Below are 23,240 nucleotides of genomic sequence, written 5' to 3'. Positions count from 1 at the left end.
CGATTCCCATTGGGGTTCCGCTCGCCGGCGCTTTCATTGGTGTATGCGCCGCTGTGCTGGGCGTGCTGGCCGCCGTACTCCTGTCCGTGCTGGCGTTCGTGGTGGTGATCCCGCTCTGCCTGCTGGCCGCGGGCATCGTGCTGTGCGGCATTTCCTTTGTCCTCTGGGGCGCACCCGCGAACGCGCTCGTCACGCTGGGCTGCGGTCTGATGCTGTTCGCGCTCGGCGTGCTGGTGTCACTGTTGGCGATCAAGCTGTGTACGCTGTTTGTGCCGCCAGTGTTCCGCGCCTTTGTCGCGCTGCTGCGTTGGCCGTTCGATAAACTGAGAAGCCGTAATCAGGGAGGTGGGGTGCAATGAAAAAGCTGATCCTTGCCTGCTGCGCGCTGTTCGTGCTGGGCGGCGGGCTTGCCGCGGGCGGCTGGGCGGCAGGCGGCGAGCTGTACAGTTCTTATTACAGCGGCGCGTTCCACTCCCTGCGCGAGACTCTGCACATCCCGCACTGGCGGGAGTGGTGGGACGAGGACGGCGTCCGTCATTCCGGCTTTTTCCATGGCGCGCTAGACGAGATCCGGGACGAGGTGCGCGGCCATATCGACAATGCGCCGGAGGAGGGCCGGCCGGATTCCGACACTTCCCTGTATCCCAGCGGCCGCGCTGGCTATACTGTTTTTTACGGAAAGTCCGACACGCTCCTTCAGGAGCTTGACCTGTCGGTTGACGGAAATAGCGGTTCCGTCCTGGTGAAAGCTGGAACGGATTATACCGTCTCCGGCGGCGCCACCGTCCTGACCGACCATTTTGACGGCGAAGCATGGTCGCTGGCCCTGTTCTGTCGGGAGGGAGAACAGGTCACGGTCACGCTCCCCGCGCTTGCCATGCTGCGCTCGGTCGGCATCCATTCGCAGGGCTGCAGCCTGGATTTTAACGGCTCCATCGCTGCCAGCGAAATCGATATCGAGCTGGCGGACGGCACGCTGAGCTGCGGCGAGCTTTTCGCATCCGGCGCGCTCGACCTGTCCATCGGAAGCGGGGGCGTCTATGCGGAACGGCTCTCCGCGGCGGAGCTGGATATCGAGGTCGAAAGCGGCGATCTGGACTGCGAAAGCCTGGCTGCAAACGATACCCTGGACCTTACCATTGAAAGCGGCACTGCTTCTGTCGATCTGCTCTCCGCCCCCGTCATTGAAGCAGAGGTCGGCACAGGCAGTCTGGATGCCGGCGTCGCGGTTTCCGACCATTTCGGCTATCAGGCCGTCGCTTCGGCAGGCTCGGTCTATCTGAACGGCACGGAGATCGCCGGAGATATGGCCGGCGCGCATCGCGCTTTCCAAAAGGGCAGCGACCCCATGCTCCGGCTGAACGTTGCGGGCGGCTATATCGAATTGGCCACCGATCCATCAGACGTTTCTGCAACGCGCCATACCGCAAGCTTTCCCTCTTGACGAACCCCTCAAAACAACGTATGATAGATGAAAAGGAGTCTTTACTATGAATGGTAAAAAGCTGTACCGCAGCGAATCCGACCGCATGCTGTGCGGCGTGTGCGCAGGCATTGCGGAGTATTTCCAGATCGATGCGACACTGATCCGCCTCGCCTGGGTATTCCTTTGCTGCTTCGGCGTGTTTCCTGGCGTAGTTGCCTATATCATCGCAGCGATCATCATTCCGACCCAAAGCGCGGTTCAATAAGCCTACCAACGAGAGGATGTGTCCCCCTTATGAATGAAAACCAGCAGCCCCTGCAGGACGAGGAAAACACCGCCAAAGAAAACCAGGCGGCCGCACCCGCCGAAGCCGCGGAAACCGGCGAGCCGGAGCAACCAGAAAGCCCCGCCGAGGATCGCGTATTCGGCATGCCGCGCACCTGCTTCCGCGGCACGGCGCTGGGCGTCGCATTCGGTTTTCTCCTGTGCGGCTTTGCCGGCATCCTGTTTGATGTCCAGTTGGACTCCACTATGTGCGTGATCGTATGCGCCGCAGCCGGCTACCTGATCTCCCGCATGGTGTACAAAAAGCGCGGGACGGACGCATCCCAGAACAGTAAATAACGCAAAAAGCAGCCGGCGAGCCCTGCCTGCTGCTTTTTTGCGCGATATTCCCTTGTCCCCAAAGCAAAGGAGGAAATCTTTCCATGAAAACCGCTGTCGTTTATTTCTCCCTCGGCGGTGCGACGCGCTCGTTCGCCCGTGCGGAAGCGAATGCGCGCGGCGCGGACCTGTTCGAAGCCGTGCCGGAGAAAAAATACAACCCGTTTTCCGCGCTTGTCCGCGGCTGCCACGCCGCCATGCGCCAGAAAAGCGTGCCGCTGTCGGAAGCGCCCGACCTGACCGGCTACGGGCACATCGTCCTGATGGCGCCGGTCTGGGGCGGCTTCCCCGCGCCGCCGTTCAACAGCATCGCCGGCCTGCTCCCGCGCGGCGCGGAGGTGGAGGCGCTGCTCGTTTCCGCCAGCGGAAGCAGTGAAAAAAGCCGCGCCAAGGTGCGCGCGCTGCTGGAAGCCCGGGGCTGTCGGGTCGTCGCCCAGCGCGACATCCGCTCGCACCGATGAGGGCGTACACCTATATCCTGCGCTGCGCGGACGGCACACTGTACTGCGGCTGGACCAACGATCTGACCGCCCGCCTCGCCGCGCACAACAGCGGAAGGGGTGCGAAATACACGCGCGGCCGCGGGCCGGTCACCCTGGCCTACAGCGAGCTGTTCGGCACGCAAGGGGAGGCCATGCGCCGCGAAGCGGCGCTCAAGCGGCTGCCGCGCCCGCAGAAGCTCGCGCTCATCCAGAGCCAGGCGGACGGAGAGCTGCTCACCATTTACGACGCCGACGGACGGCCCTGCGGCGACCAGCCACGCGCGGTCGTACATGCACAGGGGTTGTTCCATCACGTCTGCCACCTGTGGACGGCCAGCCGGTGGGACGGCACGCCCGGGTTGTGGCTGCAGCAGCGGGCGTTTGACCGCCCGCTCTATCCCGGCGGGTACGATCTCTCCTCGACCGGACACATCGACCCCGGCGAAACGCCCGAAGCCGCCGTTCTGCGCGAGGCGCGCGAGGAGATTGGGCTGGACCTGTCCCCCGACAGTCTGGTTTCGGGCGGCAGCTACCGCCAGCGCTACCCGCGCGGCGAGAGCGGCGGCTTTGACGATGAGTTGGCGTTCGCTTTCCTGACCCGTTTGGACGGCATACCGGCTTTCTCGCCGGGCAGCGAGGTCGTGGGCATGGCTTTTGTCCCGCTGGACGTCTTCGCCGCCGCGTATGAAGGCGCCGCGCCGCTCATGGGGCGGCGCGCGGACGGGAGCCGCCTGACCATCCCGCACGAAAACCTGTGCTGCCTGCACGACGCGGAGTGGAAGGGTGTCCGCAGCGCGCTGCAGACGCTACTCGCCCCCGAAAGCACAAAATAAAAAGGGCTATCCCTCGGACAGCCCTTTTTCCATTCATTTGCCCATTGCGCCAAGCACAATATTGCACCCCAAGCAGGCCGCGGCGCAGACCGCATACACGACCGCCCGCTGGCGGCACGCCCTCGCCTTGGGATCCTCCTGCTTGTCCGCCTGTTCGGTGCGGCCGCAGATCATGCCGTACCGAAGCTGCTGAAAGATCGTCAGCCCCGCGAATGCGGCGAACATGACGAGCAGCACACGCTGCACGGTTTCCATCTCAGTGGATCAGGTTGAGTACGAGCGCCGCGATCACGAAGATCACGCCGACAACCGAGGTCAGGCGCGCGAAGATCTTATCCGCCGCGGTCGCCTTGCCGGAGCCGAAGAACGTTTCCGCGCCGCCGGAGATCGCACCCAGGCCCTGCTGCGCGCCATTCTGGAGCAGTACAACGACAATCAGGAACAGGCTGGCGACAATCATTACGATTGAAAGAGCGATTTGTGCAGTAGTCATGGCTTTTATTCCTCCATTATTTTATCGCGCGGTGCCGCGCGTTTTACTTGCGTACATGGTACTATATCACACGAACGCCGGTTTTTCAAGTGTTTTTTTACAAAAAAGGCTTCAAAATGCCTTTCAAGGGGTCTCCGGCCGCGTTTGCATACACCTTGCGGCCGACAAGGTCCACCACCGCGAGCCGGATCGTCGACCAGCCGCCCTGCTCCCCCTCGTAATGCCGCTCCGCGGACAGCTTTTTAATTTTTTTCTGCAGCGCCTTATCGGCGGGACCGGTAACCAGTATCAGCGAAACCAGGGAAAAGCTGTGCTGTGCGTCCGCCTGCACCAGCGCGTCCTCGGCCTCCGCGGCGTATGTCCACCACCCGTCCAGCGCCGCTTCCTCCAGATCGGGCGCGGCGAACAGCAGCCGGTACTCATGCGCATGGGTGGTGCTGCCGGTCGGCATAATGCCGAGGATCTTGCGCTCGCTGCTGACGCTGAAGCTGCTCAGCAGCGCTGCCGTGCGGCCCGCGACCTCGACGTTCCGCCGCGAAACGAACGCCTCGTCCTGTCCTTCTTGCAGTCTGTCGCGGAACGCAACAAATTCGGTTGAAAAATCCATATCCATCCTTCTTCCGCTCACAGGTCGGGCGGGTATTCACCCCGCCTTGTCATATCCGCGATCGCGGCGCTGACCACCGGCTTATCCTCCCGATAGGTCACGCCGAACCAGCGCGCGTCCGTCGTCAGCACCTTGGCCGAGGCGCGCCCCGCTTCGATCAGCTCGTCCACGGCAAACGGCAGGTAGTATTCGCCTTTCATCGGGTTGAGCGGCAGCTTTTCCGCAAAAAAGCGGCGCAGCCCCTGGTCGAGCGCGGGCAGAAACGAGGGGGTAAAGCCCCAAAGGTTCATGGAAACCGGCGTCCCCTCCGGAATGGCGCCGGCCGGCGCGTCCCCGTCCGCGGCATAGACGATCGCACCGTCCGCGGCGCGCGCGATCGCGGTGCGCTCGACGATGCTGGTCAGGAACCCGTCCCCGTCCGCCGTGCAGACGCCGCGGGAGACCGTGCCGTTTTCCGTCAGCGTATTCTCCACCCGATAACCGACCATGCAGTAGCGGTATTTTTCGTCGTCCGCCGCCGACGAGAGATAGGCATAAATCTGACGAAACGCGTCCGCCCCATAAAAATCATCCGCGTTAATGACCGCGATCGGGCAGCCGCCGGCCAGCTCCTTCGCGCACCAGACCGCGTGCGCCGTGCCGAGCGGCTTTTCCCTGCCCGCCGGCGCCGCCAGCCCCGCGGGCAAGCGGTCGAGCGTCTGATAGGCATACTCCACCTGCATGAAACGGCGCGCCTTTTGTCCGATCGCGCGCTCAAACGCCTCGTGCAGCTCCGGCCGGATGATGAACACCACCCGTTCAAAGCCCACACGGTGCGCGTCGTAAATCGAATAATCCAGAATGATCTGCCCGCCCGGGCCGACCGGATCGATCTGCTTGAGTCCGCCGTAGCGCGACCCCATGCCCGCGGCCATGATCACCAAAACCGGTTTTTGCATCGCTTGCTCCCTCTTCTCTGACAGGCACGGCCCTTTCCCGCGCCGCATCGTCCCGCTTTTCCGCGTTTAATTTGCCATCCTTTTGGCATACTTTATTATTATACAAGACCGTATCAGAAAACACAAGATGTTTGCACACCGCTTCGGGTTTTTTGTAGAAAAACATGAAAATCCGCAAAAGGCCTTGCGGACGATTGCAAAATCAGGGGAAAACTGTTAAAATATTGCCGTTAAAAATATATCAGAGTGTAAAACGCGATCTGTAGAGAGAGGATTTTGTTTCGATGCGTAAAACAAAGATTATTTGCACGCTCGGCCCCGCGACCGACGCGGTCCTGCCCGAAATGATTAAGGCGGGCATGAACGTTGCCCGTATGAACTTCAGCCACGGCTCCCACGAGGAGCACAAGGCGCGCATGGACGCCGTAAAGGCCGCGCGCGCGGCGCTTGGCATGCCGGTCGGCATCATGCTCGATACCAAGGGGCCGGAGATCCGGACCAAGACATACCAGGACGGCAAAATCGAAATCGTGGAGGGGCAGGAATTCACCCTGACCACCCGCGATATCGAAGGCGACAATACGATCGTTTCCATCACCTATGACGGCCTGCCGAACGACGTCAAGCCCGGCACCCGCATCCTGATCGACGACGGCTTGGTGGCGTTCGACGTGGTGGAGATCAAAAACGGCACCGACATTGTGTGCAAGGCGCTCAACGGCGGCCCGCTGTCCAACCGCAAGTCCATCAACGTACCCGGCATCAAGCTGAACATGAAGTTCGTCTCCGACAAGGACCGCGAGGATATCGAGTTCGGCCTGACCCAGGGCATTGATTTCATCGCCGCCTCCTTTACCCGCAGCGCGCAGGACGTGCGCGACCTCAAAGCCATCCTCAAGGCGCACGGTAAGGAGGATGTCGAGATCATCTGCAAGATCGAGAATATGGAAGGCGTCAACAACATCCAGGAGATCCTGGACGAGGCCAACGGCGTCATGGTCGCCCGCGGCGACCTGGGCGTTGAGGTCCCGTTCGAGGAGCTGCCCGAGATCCAGAAGAACATCATCAAAACCTGTATCTCGCGCGGCAAGCGCGTCGTGACCGCGACCCAGATGCTCGAATCCATGGCCAAAAACCCGCGCCCGACCCGCGCCGAGGTTTCCGACGTTGCCAACGCCGTTTACGACGGCACCAGCGCCATCATGCTGTCCGGCGAAACTTCGGTCGGCAAGTATCCGGTCGAGACGGTCGCCACCATGAGCCGCATCGCGGAGAACGCGGAGCGCACCATCCACTACGACCGCCGCCGCACCACCCGCTTGGAATTCCAGAACATGAACGTCGGCGGCGACCCCAAAACCAACGCCATCGCGCACGCGACCTGCTCGACCACGCACGACCTCGGCGCGAAGTGCATCGTCGCCTTCACCGACTCCGGCATGAGCGCGCGCGCCGTATCGACCTACCGCCCGGGCGCGGCCATCATCGGCGCCACCCCGTCCGAAAAGACCTACCACCGCCTGACCATGTCCTGGGGCGTCACGCCGGTGCTCGTCCCCAACCGCCCGTCCTCGGACGCGGAGCTGTTCGAGCTTTCCGCCAAGGCGGCGGTCGCGTCCTGCGGACTCGAGGCCGGCGATATTATGACGGTCACCGCCGGTGTGCCGATCGGCAAGGTCAACTACACCAACAGTCTGCGTGTGCTGCAGCTCACGGAGGAGCTTCTCGCACACGGCTTCCAGGACTGATCTTCCCATGTCGGTAAAACGCTTCCAGCGCAGCCTCGTGCGCGTGCTCACCGTGCTTGTGGTCATTTCCATCTTGGCCTGTCTGGGCCTGTACCTGTACCGGATGTTTTTCGGCTACAACCGCGATTCCTCCCTGTTTGAGGCGGACCTCGCCGCCGGCGTTAAGGCGGACGAGAACATCACCAATATCGCCCTGTTCGGCTTGGACGTCCGTCCGGAGGAGGAGAACTGCCGCTCGGACACCATGATGATCGTCACGGTGGACAACACGCGCGGCAAGATCAAGCTGATCTCGCTCATGCGCGATTCGCTTGTCTCGATCGACGGATACGGCGAGACCAAACTCAATGAGGCCTACTTCTACGGCGGGCCGAGCCTTGCTATACGCACCATAAACGAGAGCTTCGGCACGGATATTACGGACTATATCGCGGTCAACTTCAACCAGCTCGTCGAGATCATCAACGCGATGGAAGGCGTTGAGATCGACGTGCAGGATTATGAGCTGGACGAGCTGAACCGCGTCATCCGTGATTACGGCCTGGAACAGGGGCAGACCTTCCAGAGCGTGCAAAGCGCCGGCCTGCAGACGCTGGACGGCGTGCAGGCGCTGTGCTACGGGCGTATCCGCAAGGGCGGAACCGGCGACGACTGGGGGCGCGTGGAGCGACAGTCAATCGTGCTGAACGCGCTGTTTGACAAGGTCCAGTCCCTGAGCGCCAGCAGGTTGATCGGCCTGATGCAGAAGTTGATGCCCTATGTGACGACCTCGCTTTCCCCGACCGAGATCGCGCCGCTCATCGTCGGCGCGGTCAGGAACGGCATGCCTGCACTGGAGCACACCCGCGTCCCGCTGGACGGGGAGTGGAACTACTACGGCTCGTCCGGCGAATATATCCTGTACGACCTGGATGTCGCCGCGGACCATATCCACGAGTATATTTATAACGACGTTTTCCCCGGCGATACCTCAGGCTCCCACGCCGCCAACGGCACGGATGCAGGCAACGGTTCCGGCACGGACGGTGCCGGCCCCATGGGCGGCATCGATTTTGATGAGCCGCCGACCGGCCCCATGACCACGGACGATTCGCTTTCGTCCGGCAGCGCCGAGGACCCAGCCTCCCTCGCGGAGGAGGGCGGCTGGTACGACGAGGAAACCGGCGATTATTACGATTCCGACGGAGACCGCTATTATCTGGACGAAAGCGGAAAACGGGTGTATTATTAAGTCAATATGATCGATGCAAGGGGGTATGACACACGATCATACCCCCTTATTTCAGAATTCTGAGAAAAAAGGAAGACCTCTGCTATGTATGTGAAACGTGTTCTCCCCAACGGCGTGCGCCTGATTACCGAGCGGATCGACACTGTGCGCACCGCGTCCGTCGGCATCTGGGTCGGCAACGGCAGCCGCTATGAGCCGGCCGCGCTCGGCGGCATCTCGCACTTTATCGAGCACATGATCTTCAAGGGTACGGACAAGCGCTCCGCCCGGCATATCGCCATCGCGATCGACGCGCTTGGCGGACAGGCCAACGCATTCACAGACAAGGAATGCACCTGCTACTACATGAAGGTGCTGGACAAGCGCCTGCAGACCGGCGTTTCCATCCTGGCCGATATGTTCATGCACTCCCGCTTCGCGCAGGAGGATATCGACCTGGAGCGGGGCGTCGTGCTGGAGGAGATCGATATGTACGAGGACTCGCCGGAGGACGTGGCGATCGACAAGCTATTTGAGGCCTGCTACGCCGGCTCGGCGCTCGGCCGGCCCATCCTCGGCACGGCCGAAACGCTGCAGACGATCAACTCGGAAGCCATGCACGACTACATGCGCCGCTATTACCGCCCCGCGGACACCGTGGTATCCGTTTCCGGCCACTTCACGGAGGAGGACCTGGATTACATCGCGGAGTTATTCTCCCATATGGAGGGCGAGGGCCGCAACCAGATCACGCCCGCCGCTTACCAGCCCAGCCTGGTGCTGCGCGAAAAGGAGATCGAGCAGAACCACCTGTGCCTGTCCTTCCCCGGCGTTTCGCTTCTGTCCGAGGAGCGCTTCGCCATGAACCTGTTAAGCTCCATCTTGGGCGGCGGCATGTCCTCCCGCCTGTTCCAAAGCGTGCGCGAGCAGAACGGCCTCTGCTATTCGGTCTATACCTTCACCACCCCGCATCTGGATACCGGCCTGTTCTCGATCTACACCGGCCTCGGTCCGGAAACCGAGCAGAAAGCGCTTGCGCTGATCGTGCGCGAGCTGCATGAATTCTGCGATAACGGTCCGGAGCCGGATGAGCTGTCCCGCTGCCGTGAGCAGGTCAAGACCAACCTGCTCATGGGGCTGGAAAGCACCGGCACCCGCATGATGACCATTGGCCGCAGCGAGCTGCTGCGCGGAGAGGTTTCCGCGATCGAGCAGGTGCTCGGCGCTTATGATCGGGTCACGGCCGACGACCTGCTTGCGCTCGCGCGCCGTGTGTTCGACTTTTCGCAGGCCTCGCTCGCCGTGGTCGGGCAGCCAGAAAAGCAGGAGACCTACCGCGCGCTGCTGCAGTAACGGCCAGCCTCCTCCCCGTCTCTTGACATCCCCCCTGTTCTGGTATACTATACACACAGAGAGTAAACGGAAGCGTTGTTTTGTGGGGAGAGAATGAAAATGAGGAGACTTTTATCCATATTGGCAGCCGCCTGCCTGCTGTGCTGCCCGCTTTCCGGCTGCAGCTCGGTACCGTCTGATGATGACAGGGCTGGGGCTGGCATGCGCCTGTCACCGGTCAGCCTGACGGAAGAAGAAACCGAACTGCTTTGGCTCGCGGGTGTGGATGTACCGAGCAGCGCCTCATTCACCCTGTATGACTACCAGACGGACGGAAACCTGCACGCGATCTTTTTCTCACGTTACCTGTTAAACGATGCGCTCGAATGGGAAAAGGACGATTTTTTCTCCCCGGGCGCCTTTGACGAAACGCCGCTTGATGCCGCGGGGCGTCTCTCCCTGACCCTAGGGGAGGACGGCGCCTACACGTTTTATGTCCGCGCGGAGGGCGGGCTTGGCTACAGCCATCCGGCGCCCCAGCTTCCGGAGGGCCTGCCCGGATCCGCCGCAGTCGGCGCAAGCAGTCAGACAGAACCGCTTACCATCACTTACGGCCAGGAAATCCCTCTGCTCATCCGCACAATACGGGACGATGACTCGCTGGCGCTGTTTGCGCTGGGCGAGACGCTGGAGAACGATCCCGAGCAGCTTGAGCGGTTCCGCAGCGCTGCCTTTACCGAAGCCTACACCGTTACGTTTTTCGACCAGATCCCACAGATATGACAAAAGCCGTCCGCAGGTGCGGACGGCTTTTTCTTTACCGGTCAACGACCGGTATTTCGGTTTCGTCTTTTTCATCCAGATGGTTCAGGTAATGCCTGGTCTCTCGCGCAATCACGCCAGACAGCAGCAATACCGCAATCAGGTTGGGTACCGCCATAAGCGCGTTCAGAATGTTCGCTACCGTCCAAGCAAGGTCGAGGGAAAGCACCGGCCCGATCACGATGACCAAGATGAACGCCAGCTTATAGGGCAGCATGCCCTTGGCCCCAAACAGGTATTCACAGCAGCGCTCGCCGTAATACGACCAGCCCAGAATCGTGGAATAGGCAAATGTGATGATGCCAACCACCAGAATCAGCGGCCCAAGCACCGGAATCTGGGAAAACGCCGCCGTTGTCATCTGGCCGCCGTCCGCAAACTGGTCCATGTTGATGCCCGGGTTTTTCATCACAGTCGTTACCAGCACCAAGCCGGTCATCAGACACACCACCACCGTGTCCCAAAACGTGCCAGTTGAGGAAACCAGCGCCTGCCGCACCGGATTGCGCGTCTGTGCGGCCGAGGCGACCAGCGGCGCGGAGCCCATGCCGGATTCGTTGGAGAACAGTCCGCGCGCCACGCCGTACTGCATCGCCAGGCGGATGCCTCCGCCGGTCAGTCCGCCGGCCACGGCGCCGGGCTGGAACGCCAGCGTAAAGATCGCCTGCAGCGCTGGCAGGATAAAATCCCAGTTGATGCACAGGATAACAACGCAGCCCACCACATAGAACGCGGCCATAAGTGGAACCAGCCTTTCACACACGACCGCGATCGATTTGATGCCGCCGATGATGACCACCGCCGTGATTGCCGCGAATACGATACCAATGGCCAGCGGCGGGATGTAGATCGGGCTGTTGCCCTGAATGATCTCGGAAATTGCGTTGATCTGCGTGCCGCAGCCGATGCCGAATGAGGCCAGCATGGCAAACGCGGCGAACACCACGCCCAGCCACTTCATATGCAGGCCGCGCTCCAGCGCATACATGGCGCCACCCTGCATCCGTCCATCCTTTGTCTGCACACGGTATTTGACGGCAATCAGGCTTTCCGCGTATTTGGTCGCAATGCCAAACACACCGGTCAGCCAGCACCACAGCACCGCGCCCGGCCCGCCGAGGAATACCGCCGTCCCCACGCCCACGATATTGCCCGTGCCGATGGTCGAGGCCAGCGCGGTCGTCAGCGCCTGGAATTGGCTCACGTCACCCGGCGAATCCGGATCCTTCGTCAGCGACAGACGGATGCCGGTCAATGTCTTGCGTTGGATAAAGCCTGTGCGCACCGTCATGAACAGATGTGTGCCAAGCAGCAGGACGATCATGGGCAGCCCCCAGATCCAATTGTCTACCGCCGACACAAGGTTAGAAAATTTCTCCACAGCCGTTCCCCTTTTTCTCTTCCACGAAGCCACGTACGCACGGAATCGTGCAGCCCCGCAGTATGCTTTGTATTATATCGCATTTTTTACGAATTGGCAAGAATCCCCGCGCAGCCTTTCTCCTGTAAGCTGCCGGGCGACGAGGAAAGCGGTTCATAAATTTTGTTCTGTTTTTTGAAAAAAACAATTGACACCCCCACCGAATTATGGTATCCTATTTAGGCAGTCGAAACTGCGTTGTATCCCTCGGGGGTGCCACAAGTTAATAATTTGCGCCAGTAGCTCAGCTGGATAGAGTGTTTGGCTACGAACCAAAAGGTCGGGGGTTCGAATCCCTTCTGGCGTACCACTTTTTCTTGTGGGAAACAAGCGATTTCTTCGGAAATCGCTTGTTTTTTTAACTTTTTAGAAGCTTACAAATTTGGGTGCCAGCATAAAACCGCCTCTATCCTGTTAGCAGTTTGTTAACAAAGGTGTTTGGCTACCCTTTTGATTGATACTTCCTTTCGTTCATTTTCTCCTTGCCTGCGGGCGAACTGCTAACAGATTGCTAACATCGCTTTTTTGTGCACGCTCTGCAAGCAGTGCTTCCAGCAACTTTTTCTTCATTTCAGGATCTTCATCGAGAATCTGCATTAACTGATCCTGACGCTCATTTTCTGTATGGTCACCATAAAACTCTTGCGCAATTTTTTCGGCCAAAGCCCGCCGGCGATTGTCCTGAGTAAGCGCATAAGTATTAAGCGATACTATTGCAGAGGCATGTCCCATATCGCCCTGTACCAATTTTACATCACCGCCGCTTTCAAGCAGCTTATAGGTCGCGCTGGAATGCCGGAGTTCATGAAAGATCAAAGGCGGCAGATCCTGTTCACTTCGCTTCTGCCAAAGTTTGAACTATTTCTCGCACAGCTTCGGTTCCACTGTGAAACCGTCCTCCAATGCAAACACTAAATTGAAATCGTAGTATTCCTCTCCGGCAAAAGCTCGCTGCTTTGCAGCCATTGCCTTGCGCAGCATAAGCTCCCGCCGGAGGGCCGGCGTCAGGTAAATGATACGGTTGCTGTTTGCAGTTTTCGGAAGCTTGAGTACAAGCGTGGAATTGGTGTTCGCGATTTTACTGGGGAAAATGTGGATAATGTCATCCTGCGGTATAAATTGCAGCGATTCTCTGCTTACACGTTGAAGTGTGCGGTGGACATGAATCAGATTTTTGTCAAAATCAATATCGTCCCATGTCAGACCAACTGTTTCGCCGATCCGGAGCGAGCAAATGAACGCAAGGTGTACCGCAAGATGAAGCTGCGGATTTTCAATGCCATCAAGTGCCTGCTTTACCATTTCCGCTGTCCAGATGTGGCGCTCAGTTTTTGCTTTTTTAGGTGCATCGCAGGTGACCGGATTTTCTTCAATGATTTTCCAATCCACTGCTTTGTCAAAAGCGGTTTTGAGCAGCGTATGGATGTGCCGCAAGGTAGTTGCCGAAAGACAAGGAATCCTGCCCTTGTCTTCGGCGTGTCCCTTTGCGCCGCCACATTTTTTCGTTCGCAGAGTGTTGTAAAGCATTTCAACATGTATCGGCTGTAGTTTCTGTACAGGTATCCGTCCGATTTCCGGAATAATATGATTGCGGAGCAAAGCCAGGAGAGATGTACAATGCTGCATGACCATTTCGATTTGTCATACAAGCTCGCCCATGACATCAGGCATTCCTCTACCGTTTGATCCGATGGTGTCAGGAATGTATTACGGACCTTTTGATACTCGATTTTCTTCCTGAATTTTTCTGCATCTTCTTTTCGGCCAAAGGCTTCCCACTTTTGGCGCCTTTTCCCATCTGCGTCATAATAATCATAAATGACAGCATATTTGTTGCCTCTTTTTTAACGTTGCCATGATTGCCTCCACAGAATAGGCAGGTCAGAAACATGATGAAAACCAGCGGTCAAACGACTCTTTATGGATCCGGACCGTTCGGCCGACGTGCAGCACGCGGAAGTCGCTGGTGCGGCTGCATAGCTGATATGCGCTCCGCTTGCTAATCGCAAGGATCTTCGCCATTTCCGGTACGGAATAGGTTTTCTTCTCTACGTCCTGTTCCTGCAATATGTTTTCTTCCATATGTGTCCCTCCTGTAGACAGCGCCCGATGCACCGCCCTTACCGTAACACGCCTCCTTTAAGCAGAATTTTGATACGTTGGCAGGTCTATTATAACAATAAGGGCAGTAAATGCAAAGACGCTCGGTTCGGGGTTCAAAATTTATACTTTTTCGAATTACTAAGCCATGCGTTGTAAACTTCAAAAAGTGGAGGCGAGCATTCTCGACGTGCATCTTTTTGCGCGACTACACTTTTTTATTTCTCAGGTTGCTTTCAATGAGCGTGTCCCTCCAGGCATAAGCGTAAAATAAATAATTAGAAAAGACATACAGTTGGAACAACCTCCAACCCTATGTGCTAATTAAGTTATGCACTTCTTTTCGATTACCAAGATAGACGACCCTGAGCCTTTTGTAATCTCTTCAACTTAGGGTGCTGGCCGCAGTGGTCAAAATAGGGCGTGAATTCCCACTCCAGCGTTAGCTGCACCGGGGACAAACATAGTAATCATAACCATTCGGTAATACCATCACTTATTTAAAAAAATCGTATTAAAATTAAGTATACTTTTTTAGAACAAAAAACTATGCTACAAAAAACACCAAATCCATTGAATAGTTGGAGTTTGGTGATGTTATTTCCATATTTACATACTTTTGAAACTATTTTTAAAATTCATACATTACTATACCGTGCCCTATCTCAAACGTCTGTCTTTTTATATGCTAACCTATCCGTTCCGCATGGCGACAGTCCTCATCCTCATAAAAAGTAGCCCTGCCCTTTCCTGCGGCTTTAGAGCAGTACAGTGCTTTATCAGCACGTCGATATAGCTCTTTGAATGATATTCCCGGCTGTACACACAGAGCTACCCCTATAGAAGCGCTCACAGTTATTGTTTTTCCATCACGGTCATAGGTGTGCCTCAGCCGGTGCATAAGGCGGTTACAAAAATGGATGACCCCCTCACTGCTTACATTTTGCAGAAAAATCGCAAACTCGTCTCCACCAAACCTTGCTACTACGTCATCGTTCCGGCAAGTGTGCCGCAGAATATCAGCCGTCTGCATGAGCAACAGGTCTCCCTGCGTGTGGCCAAATGTGTCGTTTACACTTTTGAAATTATCGAGATCCAGCATCAAAAATGCGCCTGAACAGCATCCATCCTCCAAAAACAGGTTTACGCGTTTTTCAAAAAAGCGGCGGTTATGTATACCCGTCAGCATATCCGTATTACTCTGTGCTTTCAGTTGTTCCATAGCCGACTGGGTGTACACTTCCTGCTTCTTGCTGGTGCTAATATCTCTGAATGCCAATATAATGTTTTCGTTGTCCGATATGGCATCTCTGCATATTATCAATTCAAACCATGCGCCTTCTTTACCGGATTTCATGCAGCACTCTTTGCTGTATAATTTCCCCTTTGTTTGCGAACTATCAGCAAGTTTATATGATGCTATATTTTCTTTGATCTCCTCAGCAGTTTCAGCTCCAAATACCTCCGCCATTTCTGAAATAAATTTTTCCACTGTTAGCATATGATGCTCGCTGATATTACAATGTAATGCGCTGCGTATCGGCAGCACATCACGGCTGATATAGTTGACTACATATATTCCCTGATAAAGAATGCCGAATGTCTGGATAATATTTTGGTATAGCCGTGAAAAGTAGGAATTCCTCTCGTCACTGGTTATTTTCTTTGTTATATCATGGCAGTATCCGTATATCCTGTTCCCCGAATGCATACTGTCCCTTCTTGCACCAACGCGAACGTATATCAGCCCTTTTTCAGGGCTGACCCACGGATAAACAACCTCCACCTCTTCCCCTGCCATTGCCCGCTGCATCTCCTGATGTACAAGCTCGGTGTGTGTCATAAATATCCGGTTTGACCACTCCTCATAACATGCCCTGGGTGGGATTGTGCTGTCCACACTGAGAATTTTCTGCATGATATGGTCTGCATACATCACATATGTCCCGTCCTCCAGCAGTTCTATTGTCCAGATGCCGATTTGCATTTCGCTTTGCACATCCAGCAGATAGCTGTTTTCCGCAAAGTATCTATTCATTTAGCCTGTCACCCTCTTTACTGTGTTTTAACTTTATTTATGATACGCTTGCAAGATTGCTGTAAAGTCTGCGCAAGTCTCCTTCAATATCCAGAAAGCATCGGAGCAGTTGGGGGTTAAACGCACCGCACTGCCCGCTTATGATCATCTTGACCGCTTCGTCAAAGCTGTAAGGATTTTTATAGCATCGCTTGCTTACCAGAGCATCATACACATCCGCAAGCGCTACAGTCTGTGCGCCGGTAGAAATTTCGTCACCCATCAGCCTGTCTGGGTAGCCTTTCCCATCCCATCTCTCATGGTGGTGCAACGCAACATCATACGCATAAGCATAAAACGCCTGATCGCGCAACGGGGTAATGCTGGAGAGCAGATCCGCGCCCTTGCTTGTATGCGTCTTCATAATTTCAAATTCTTCCTCTGTCAACCGGCCGGGCTTGGTCAAAATATGATCCGGTATGGCAATCTTCCCCACATCATGTGTGATCGCCGCCATACCGATAAGGTCGATTTCCTTATTCTCTAACCCTTCCCCAAAGGCGGTATGACGCAGGAGATGTGTTGTGATGGCGCGCAGCCGTCGGACATGCCCTCCGGACTCATCATGCTTAAACTCAATCACCGTGGAAAGCGTTTCTATCATTCCGACTCCGTATTCATACAGCTGTTCCGCCTGAGCCATCAGCGCTTGCCTCTGTTCAGCAATAATATCATTCAGGTTATTTCGCGAATGGAACAGCTCGATAACGGATTTCACACGTCTTTCCACAACGTATGGAATTACAGGTTTGGGGATAATGTCCATGGCTCCAAGCTCATATGCCTCCCGCAGGACTTCATCCTTATGCTCTCCTGTGATCAGAAATACCGGAAGCTGGTCCAGCACTCCCATCTGTCCCATAATGCGAAGCACCTGAATGCCATCGGCTCTCGGCATCACAATATCCAAAATCACAGCGGCAAGTCTTTCCACTGCGTTCTTGAGCATGTCGAGTCCAGATAGACCATCGTCTGCTTCCAGCACACGGTAATCTTTTCCAAAAATGCTCTTCAGGCTTGCCCTGCTTACTATCGAATCATCCACAATTAATATAGTATCACGTGGGGAATCACATTTTTCTATCAATTTTTTCATAGGAGATGTTCCCTTCTGTACAGTAACTGCTTCAGCTTCAAGGCCGGTTCGTTCAACCACTTTTATATATAAATCGGCAAATCCTTTTATAATTTTACAGCTTTGCATATTAATATTATATTAAATTCCCCCAATCATATCCTGAAGTCTCATACCTCAAGCCTGAAGAGGTCTGCTTTCAGGCGGCATGCAGGCGGTACAGTCTTGCCATCCTTGTCGATCAGTCGTCTGCAAGCGCGTTGTCCTCCTTGACTACCTTGCCCGAAGGGGTAGTCGCCCGGCCGGTGAAGCTGTAGCCTGTCACAGGATCGGTGATTCTCTGCATCAGGTATTGGTTTTTGGTATCCCATGTCACATTCTGCGTGGACTGCATCGTACCCTCTCCGACGCCAGCATCGTCCAAGGTTATCGTTCGGCCGCGATGCTCACTGTATCACCCGAAGCGTACACCCTGCCTTGGGACAGCGCCACATCGAGCGGTATCCTTTTTAAAAGTGAGGTATCATTATTGTATTGTAGCAAACCGAAGGTTGTAGGTAGCGGTCGGTTTTCCTGTTCCGTCTTTTTATGAGAGACCGTGGTTGCCATCAGGCTTCTTCCTTTCCATTTTTATACTTCAACATACTTTTGTGCGCAACTGCTAACATGAACTGTGCGCACTGTAAGGCTCTGCTTGCAAACATTGCACAGAAAAGCAGAAACCCCCAGACCTTTCCGCTCGTAACCGTCGTCTTAAAGCACTCTTTGCGTAGAATACGCGTGTGCTCAACGGCTACAAGCCAAAAGGTCGAGGGTTCGAATTCCTTATGGCGTGCCAGATTAAGCCATTGTTTCAATTGAAATAGCGTTGCCTGTTTTTCATCGGATTAAGAATGTCATTAGTGTATCAGTTGCATCCACGCTTTGGATACGGTTGCTTTCCTGTCATTGGTTACCTACCTTTCCCCCTTCGCAGCAGAGGCCCCGTTCCCGGTTAGCAGGGAACGGGGCCTCTTTTTATCCAGCGCATTCCGTCCAGACAAAAGAAACCGGAAAGAGCGCCACCTGCCCCCTATATCAGGTGCGCAGCCCGCGTTTTCCCTCTGCCCATCCAGCCAGCATAATACACAAGTTGACTGCCATGCCGATGAACAGGGGATCAAACGGCACCCTGCATACTACCTCGCCCAGCAGTACGCATAACGGTCCTGCAACGATAGACAGCTCCGCATACCGCGCCTTGATCCGGCCGGGCAGAAAGAGAGCGCCGCACAGCGGCAGAAAGATCACCGCGCCCCGCAGGCCCATCGACATAAAGCTCCACTGCAGGATGACCGATTGCAGATCGCCTATGGTAAACAATACCGCCAGCAGCAGCGCGGCAATTATTGCAACGCGATCCGCCCATAGCCGCTGCCGGTCCGTACTGTCAGGCACAATGCGCGCATACAGGTTATTCGTTACGATGCTACTGATGCCCAGTGTCAGGCCAGCGCCACAGCCAATAATTGCGACCAGAAGCACCGCAAGGAATACCCCTGCCCAAAATCCAGGGAAGTAAAGCAGGATAAACTCCGGAAAAGTCTGCGCTGCGTCCATTGAAGGGAACGCGGTTTTCATGTACATGCCAATCAGCACACCACCAAGCCCGATAGGCGGGATGAGCACCGCACTGGCCAATGCACCTTGAACCGCGGTGCGGTCGCTTTTGGCGGACAGCACGCTTTGCGCATACGTCTGTGTAGAAAGCACCCCCAGCACAAGCGACAGCGCTGCGCCGCCATCTGTTCCAAGACCGCGGGCAAACAGGTTGAAATACTGCCCGGCCGGCAGCGCTTCATACAATGCGTACAATCCTCCGCTTTCACGGAAAACCAGTCCCACACATATAATCGCACAAATGTATAGCATCACTGTTTTGATCAGCCCAATTGTGCCAGCGCCTCGCATGCCTCCAAAGAATACATAGCAGATCATCAGGCCGGCGGACAGTAGCGCAGTAACGAAAGGAGGGCAGGCGACCACAGCGGACAGGAGCGCCATTGCCGACAACAGCTGAGCGACTATATTCAGGAAAATACCGATAGCCCCAAGCACGGATGACAGGAAGCCAGCGCGCGGCCCGTATTCGCTCTGAATCATTTGCTGTAGTGTCAGGTAGCCGTTTTTCCGCATAGGCCGCGCAAAAAACAGTGCCAAGAACAGGCAGCCAATCCCACCGCCCAAGCTAAACCAGATCGCCGAAAAGCCGTATTCAAACGCCAGCTGCGAGGTTGCGACCGTTGATGAACCGCCCACCAGCGTGCCGATCACTGCGCCTGCGACCATCGCGGCGGTAGATTTACCGCCGCCAATTGCAAAATCGCGGGCGCTTGTGACCTTCCGTCCAGCCCGAACGCCTATCACTGCAATCAATCCCAGCGTCAGCAGCGCGCCAAGCCAGTGCATCGTCCCCATTGCATTTCACTCCTTTATCAGAAAGAGCCCTGCCAAACGGCAAGGCCCTTTCGCTGCGTTTCATTTCTGCTCCTTGTTCTCTCTTGCTTCCTCAAGGTTGCGTTTGAGGTCTTCTTCGGCTTCCTTTTTATCTGCCGCCATGGAAAGCGCCTCTTCCTTTCCGCAGTACATGCCGATCAGGCCCAGCCCCACCGAAACGCTGGCAACCTTAATAACCAGAGGGAACCATTGGGCTTTTACCGCTATGGCAATCGCCGCGCCCGTATCGCCCCCAATAATCAGTGCAACAACAAACCCGACAAATCCAGCCGCACCAGCAAAGATGGACACATACGCCCCCCAGCCGAAAACCTGATATAAAAAGCCGGAAACCTTTTTCATATCCATCCCTCCTTACACCATTCCGAATAGAGGTACTATGCCAATCAGGAACACTACGCTGAGCAGATAATGCAACACGCACCATATCACACAGTTTTGTGTTGTCTGCTTCATTTCAGAACCTGAAATACCCATTGCCGTATACATGCACAGCGCCAGCGGTGGCGTCATCCCTTCCATCGCACCGCAGATGACCGGCAGCATTCCGGCTACAAGGAACGGATTGGCACCGGCGGCGGCCATGACTGATACAATCGCCGTGCCAAATATCGCCACTTGTGAGGAGCCGGGCAATATCATGCCAAGGATCGCGGTAAACAGTGGCAGGATAAATGCAAGTGGCACCAGGCCAAAGCCCCAGCTCGATATCAGATTACCGATATTCTCGCCAACATGTATGGATTCAAACAGGTTACTGATACAGTAAGCAAAGAAAATGGTAGCCGAAACCGGCACGATGGACTTTGTTCCCTTTGCCAGAAGCCCTGCTATCTGACGCGGCCCGACTTTCATGCTTTTGCGGATAATGAACAGAGCGTAGACCGCTGCGATGCCGGGCGTAAACAGCAGCACGCAGCTTGACAACGCCGATGCTCCCTCTGCCGTCAGGCGAGAGGTGAAAAATGTACTCTTGAGCTGCGCATCCAGAAAGAACGGCAGCAGGATGACCACTGGGATAAGTAGCGACCGCCACCCCTTACGCACAGCCTCCCCGAAGCGTGGGACCTCGCTGGCCGGCAGAGCCTCAATGTGGTGATAGCGGCAGAACACAAAGATCGTTACTGCGCGCTGCAGGATGAACCACAGACATATCCCCCACATCAACATCCAGAACTGTGACATGGTATAGGTGTCCTCACCGTATAACGTCGCCAGAACGCCGAATGAAGCGACAATGATGCCGGAGGGCGGAATCATATTCCCCATCGTACTGGAAGCCATGCAGATATTGGAGGCCAGGTAATCTGGGAAGCCGCTGCGCTTCATCGCGGGAATCGTAAAAACGCCGGTCGCAGCAACATTCCCTGCGGCGCTTCCGGACAGCGCGCCCATAAAGCTGGACACCAAAAGCGCTACATAGCCCGTACCGCCCTTGATTCGCCCAAAGATGGATAAAACGACCTCGATACAGGAATCAATGACCTTTGTCCCCGTAAATATCTGCGCCACGACCATAAATGCGACGATCGCGTAAAACAGTGTATTCGTGGACGTTGCATAAACATGGTCCCAGATATGGCCCCATTGTCCGGTCATAGCAACCATTACAATATACCCGGCCAGCATCCCTTCATAAATCGGGCGTTTGAGCACAATGAAAAAGATGCAGATTGTAATCAGCAGGACAACCAGATAGATCAGTTCAACAGGCATAATCCCCCTCCTTTAAGACTCTGGTCGTTTCTTCGGCTTCCGACGGTTGCTCACGTTGAACTATAGCTGTCAGTCTTCAACAGGTATCTCTACGTCAAGCAGAGGCGGGTACTGCTGGCAGCCGAACACATCGCCTTCACCGAAGGAGCCGGACGGCTTCAGGCGGTTGATTGTAAATTTAATGGCATAGCCCGGATCGAACTCAACAAAGTCCGCAATGCGGCTCTCGGGTATGCCGTACAGCTCGGCAACAAACTGGCGGTTGAGCACGCCGCTTTTTTTGACCATTTCATAGTTGGCCGGATCGCGGAAAATGATATCAAACGTAATTCTGTCGGTACCCGCATTTTTGCTGCGGATCGTCTTTGCCAGATCAACAAGTCTCATGGTTTTCATGTTTTCTCCTCCTCATTCGCCGATTTCAATCATGGAAACTGGGAACAGCTCGAGCGGATCGTCCACCTCAACAGTGTGGTCCATGGTCCAGGTATACGCATCCGATATCTTGGTTACTTCATCCAGAATAAAGGCTGCCGTGCCAGCCGTACCCTTAACCTCGGGCAGGCGGGCGTAGAAAATCTGCCGCATGCCGATCAGCGTAACCTCCTCAGCCAGCTTATCATCGTCGGCCACGCCTTCTACAACGACCAGCAGCTCGTGTGATTTGGTTTCCTTGATCGGTTCCAGGTCGCCCATGACGCCGTTCTTGCCAAAAATACGGTAGCTCAGTTCGTATTTATCGTTCGGATGACGTTCCGCGACCTGTGAACGTGCCCAGTCGATCACCTTGTCGATATTTTGAATGGTATAAGGATCACGAATACCCGCAAGACCCATATACCGCTTGCCCACAAAGCCGGAGCCCTCCAGCTTGACCTTGATACGGCCATCAATGGGGATAAATTTGGGGTTGGTGATACGGCAGGTCTTTTCGTCAAACTGCTCGTATTTGCACTCGCTCATATCCAAGCAGCCGCCTGCAACATATTCATAATATGGATTCGTGCGTTCATACATTGCATGGCCCGCTACTGAAGCGATCGTACAGCGCTGGAACGGCGCCATAGCCGTAACCTTAACGTCATCCTTGGTAATTGTTCCGATAACCGATTCTTTCGCGCCGTAGGGCTCGCAGCAGAAGGAAGCGCATTCCAGCACCTTGCCGGTGTAATATGCGATGTTTTCCGGGAAGCCTTCATAAATCGCGGCCGAGGCAAATACGCAGGCGTCACTTGTGCGGCCTCCGATGATTACATCCGCGCCCATTTCCAGCGCCTTGATGAACGGATGTACACCGGCAACAGCAACGATGCGAGTCGTAGCGTCAAGCTCCTCGATCGTCAGATCGCTCCTGCTGTTCAGGCCCTCTATCTTTTCACCTGCCAGCATTTTGCGGCGCAGGTACTCCTTATCAACCTCGGAATAGAAATACGCGAGCTTAAATTTCTTGAGCCCATGTTTTTTGGCCATATCCCGAATCATATCTACATACATATCAACGCGGCTGTTCGTACCCGTATCGCCCGCTGAACCTATGATCATCGGTACGCCCTGCTCACGCGCGGCCAAAAGCATCAGTTCCAAGTCATGGTACTGCCAGTCGGGGTGGCTGGCGCACTTATCCATACCCAGCGGCACTGGGCCGATATCATCGCTGCCGGAATCGCAGCAATAATAATCCGGATGCGTTGCCGCACCGATATAGAAGCTCCCCTCTTTTGTCGGTGCAAAGCCAAGATGTCCATTCGGAGAGATGATTCGCAGCGTTTCCTTTCCCATGATGATCCTCCTAACAAAAATTA

The 23,240-nt window shown here is 55.6% G+C and carries 26 protein-coding genes, 1 tRNA gene and 1 pseudogene; 11 read left to right on the top strand and 17 right to left on the bottom strand.

The window, feature by feature from the left end:
- The 6 genes from OCV66_RS02365 to OCV66_RS15520 all read left to right on the top strand — a co-directional run.
- A partial coding sequence (locus tag OCV66_RS02365) for a hypothetical protein (protein ID WP_407933171.1) occupies nucleotides 1-359 on the top strand: 359 nt, incomplete at its 5' end.
- Nucleotides 356-1,444: a DUF4097 family beta strand repeat-containing protein gene (locus tag OCV66_RS02360; RefSeq protein WP_054327021.1), complete on the top strand. Its 1,089-nt coding sequence runs from the start codon at nucleotides 356-358 to the stop codon at nucleotides 1,442-1,444. The genes OCV66_RS02365 and OCV66_RS02360, both read left to right, overlap by 4 nt.
- A 46-nt stretch (nucleotides 1,445-1,490) precedes the next feature.
- Nucleotides 1,491-1,691, top strand: coding sequence for a PspC domain-containing protein (locus OCV66_RS02355; RefSeq protein ID WP_054327022.1), 201 nt, complete (start codon nucleotides 1,491-1,493; stop codon nucleotides 1,689-1,691).
- Nucleotides 1,692-1,720: 29 nt separating this feature from the next.
- Nucleotides 1,721-2,050: a hypothetical protein gene (locus OCV66_RS02350; RefSeq protein ID WP_147573728.1), complete on the top strand. Its 330-nt coding sequence runs from the start codon at nucleotides 1,721-1,723 to the stop codon at nucleotides 2,048-2,050.
- Between the two features lie 83 nt (nucleotides 2,051-2,133).
- Nucleotides 2,134-2,550: a hypothetical protein gene (locus OCV66_RS02345; protein WP_054327024.1), complete on the top strand. Its 417-nt coding sequence runs from the start codon at nucleotides 2,134-2,136 to the stop codon at nucleotides 2,548-2,550.
- Nucleotides 2,547-3,404 carry a GIY-YIG nuclease family protein gene (locus tag OCV66_RS15520; protein ID WP_147573727.1) on the top strand — a complete coding sequence of 286 codons (858 nt, stop codon included), beginning with the start codon at nucleotides 2,547-2,549 and terminating at the stop codon, nucleotides 3,402-3,404. Before OCV66_RS02345 ends, OCV66_RS15520 begins: the two co-directional genes overlap by 4 nt.
- Nucleotides 3,405-3,437: 33 nt before the next feature.
- On the opposite strand, the gene OCV66_RS02330 is transcribed toward OCV66_RS15520, so the two are convergent.
- From OCV66_RS02330 to OCV66_RS02315, 4 genes are all read right to left on the bottom strand, one after another.
- A complete protein-coding gene (locus OCV66_RS02330; protein WP_054327025.1) occupies nucleotides 3,438-3,659 on the bottom strand; it encodes a hypothetical protein in 222 nt (73 codons plus the stop codon).
- 1 nt (nucleotide 3,660) lies between these two features.
- Nucleotides 3,661-3,897, bottom strand: a complete 237-nt coding sequence (gene secG / locus OCV66_RS02325; RefSeq protein WP_054327026.1) for a preprotein translocase subunit SecG — start codon at nucleotides 3,895-3,897, stop codon at nucleotides 3,661-3,663.
- Between the two features lie 97 nt (nucleotides 3,898-3,994).
- Entirely contained in the window at nucleotides 3,995-4,504 is a 510-nt protein-coding gene (locus OCV66_RS02320; RefSeq protein ID WP_147573726.1) for a hypothetical protein, read from the bottom strand.
- Nucleotides 4,505-4,521: 17 nt separating this feature from the next.
- Nucleotides 4,522-5,442 carry a sugar phosphate nucleotidyltransferase gene (locus tag OCV66_RS02315; RefSeq protein WP_107631583.1) on the bottom strand — a complete coding sequence of 307 codons (921 nt, stop codon included), beginning with the start codon at nucleotides 5,440-5,442 and terminating at the stop codon, nucleotides 4,522-4,524.
- A 284-nt stretch (nucleotides 5,443-5,726) separates the two neighbouring features.
- Between OCV66_RS02315 and pyk the strand changes: the two genes are divergently transcribed.
- The 4 genes from pyk (at nucleotide 5,727) to OCV66_RS02295 (ending at nucleotide 10,515) form a co-directional block, all read left to right on the top strand.
- Nucleotides 5,727-7,190, top strand: a complete 1,464-nt coding sequence (gene pyk, locus OCV66_RS02310) for a pyruvate kinase (RefSeq protein WP_054327030.1) — start codon at nucleotides 5,727-5,729, stop codon at nucleotides 7,188-7,190.
- Nucleotides 7,191-7,197: 7 nt separating this feature from the next.
- On the top strand, nucleotides 7,198-8,421 hold the full coding sequence (locus tag OCV66_RS02305; protein WP_054327031.1) for an LCP family protein: 1,224 nt from the start codon (nucleotides 7,198-7,200) through the stop codon (nucleotides 8,419-8,421).
- Nucleotides 8,422-8,505: 84 nt separating this feature from the next.
- Nucleotides 8,506-9,753 (top strand): M16 family metallopeptidase, encoded by a 1,248-nt coding sequence (locus OCV66_RS02300; RefSeq protein WP_107631582.1) that lies wholly within the window; start codon nucleotides 8,506-8,508, stop codon nucleotides 9,751-9,753.
- Between the two features lie 99 nt (nucleotides 9,754-9,852).
- The gene (locus OCV66_RS02295; protein ID WP_147573725.1) at nucleotides 9,853-10,515 is read left to right on the top strand and encodes a hypothetical protein; all 663 of its coding nucleotides are present in this window, start codon (nucleotides 9,853-9,855) and stop codon (nucleotides 10,513-10,515) included.
- Between the two features lie 34 nt (nucleotides 10,516-10,549).
- Here the strand turns inward: OCV66_RS02295 and OCV66_RS02290 are convergent, their stop codons facing one another.
- Nucleotides 10,550-11,935, bottom strand: a complete 1,386-nt coding sequence (locus OCV66_RS02290; RefSeq protein WP_456236942.1) for an alanine/glycine:cation symporter family protein — start codon at nucleotides 11,933-11,935, stop codon at nucleotides 10,550-10,552.
- 272 nt (nucleotides 11,936-12,207) lie between these two features.
- On the opposite strand from OCV66_RS02290, the gene OCV66_RS02285 reads away from it, so the two are divergent.
- A tRNA-Arg gene (locus tag OCV66_RS02285) sits at nucleotides 12,208-12,284 on the top strand.
- A gap of 161 nt (nucleotides 12,285-12,445) precedes the next feature.
- On the opposite strand, the pseudogene OCV66_RS02280 reads toward OCV66_RS02285, so the two are convergent.
- The 12 genes and pseudogenes from OCV66_RS02280 to OCV66_RS02225 all read right to left on the bottom strand — a co-directional run.
- A pseudogene (locus OCV66_RS02280) lies at nucleotides 12,446-12,817 on the bottom strand (hypothetical protein); the annotation flags it as partial.
- A 15-nt stretch (nucleotides 12,818-12,832) separates the two neighbouring features.
- Nucleotides 12,833-13,606 (bottom strand): tyrosine-type recombinase/integrase, encoded by a 774-nt coding sequence (locus tag OCV66_RS02275; protein WP_082397010.1) that lies wholly within the window; start codon nucleotides 13,604-13,606, stop codon nucleotides 12,833-12,835.
- A gap of 249 nt (nucleotides 13,607-13,855) precedes the next feature.
- Nucleotides 13,856-14,056, bottom strand: coding sequence for a helix-turn-helix domain-containing protein (locus OCV66_RS02270; protein WP_054327036.1), 201 nt, complete (start codon nucleotides 14,054-14,056; stop codon nucleotides 13,856-13,858).
- A 706-nt stretch (nucleotides 14,057-14,762) separates the two neighbouring features.
- Nucleotides 14,763-16,112 (bottom strand): GGDEF domain-containing protein, encoded by a 1,350-nt coding sequence (locus tag OCV66_RS02265; RefSeq protein ID WP_054327858.1) that lies wholly within the window; start codon nucleotides 16,110-16,112, stop codon nucleotides 14,763-14,765.
- 37 nt (nucleotides 16,113-16,149) lie between these two features.
- A complete protein-coding gene (locus OCV66_RS02260; protein WP_147573724.1) occupies nucleotides 16,150-17,247 on the bottom strand; it encodes an HD-GYP domain-containing protein in 1,098 nt (365 codons plus the stop codon).
- Between the two features lie 220 nt (nucleotides 17,248-17,467).
- Nucleotides 17,468-17,620 (bottom strand): hypothetical protein, encoded by a 153-nt coding sequence (locus tag OCV66_RS02255; RefSeq protein ID WP_159068160.1) that lies wholly within the window; start codon nucleotides 17,618-17,620, stop codon nucleotides 17,468-17,470.
- 32 nt (nucleotides 17,621-17,652) lie between these two features.
- Nucleotides 17,653-17,835 (bottom strand): hypothetical protein, encoded by a 183-nt coding sequence (locus OCV66_RS02250; RefSeq protein WP_054327857.1) that lies wholly within the window; start codon nucleotides 17,833-17,835, stop codon nucleotides 17,653-17,655.
- Between the two features lie 468 nt (nucleotides 17,836-18,303).
- Complete coding sequence (locus OCV66_RS02245; protein ID WP_054327855.1) at nucleotides 18,304-19,683, bottom strand: sodium:solute symporter family protein; 1,380 nt, start codon at nucleotides 19,681-19,683, stop codon at nucleotides 18,304-18,306.
- Between the two features lie 60 nt (nucleotides 19,684-19,743).
- The gene (locus OCV66_RS02240) at nucleotides 19,744-20,064 is read right to left on the bottom strand and encodes a hypothetical protein (RefSeq protein ID WP_054327854.1); all 321 of its coding nucleotides are present in this window, start codon (nucleotides 20,062-20,064) and stop codon (nucleotides 19,744-19,746) included.
- A gap of 12 nt (nucleotides 20,065-20,076) precedes the next feature.
- Complete coding sequence (locus tag OCV66_RS02235) at nucleotides 20,077-21,438, bottom strand: TRAP transporter large permease subunit (RefSeq protein ID WP_054327853.1); 1,362 nt, start codon at nucleotides 21,436-21,438, stop codon at nucleotides 20,077-20,079.
- Between the two features lie 69 nt (nucleotides 21,439-21,507).
- Entirely contained in the window at nucleotides 21,508-21,834 is a 327-nt protein-coding gene (locus OCV66_RS02230; RefSeq protein ID WP_054327852.1) for a DUF4387 domain-containing protein, read from the bottom strand.
- Nucleotides 21,835-21,846: 12 nt separating this feature from the next.
- Nucleotides 21,847-23,217, bottom strand: a complete 1,371-nt coding sequence (locus tag OCV66_RS02225) for an acyclic terpene utilization AtuA family protein (RefSeq protein ID WP_107631576.1) — start codon at nucleotides 23,215-23,217, stop codon at nucleotides 21,847-21,849.
- Nucleotides 23,218-23,240: the final 23 nt, after the last annotated feature.

This window comes from Agathobaculum ammoniilyticum, assembly GCF_025567315.1.
GTDB classification, from domain to species: domain Bacteria; phylum Bacillota; class Clostridia; order Oscillospirales; family Butyricicoccaceae; genus Agathobaculum; species Agathobaculum ammoniilyticum.
This window is presented reverse-complemented; position numbering and strand designations above follow the sequence as displayed.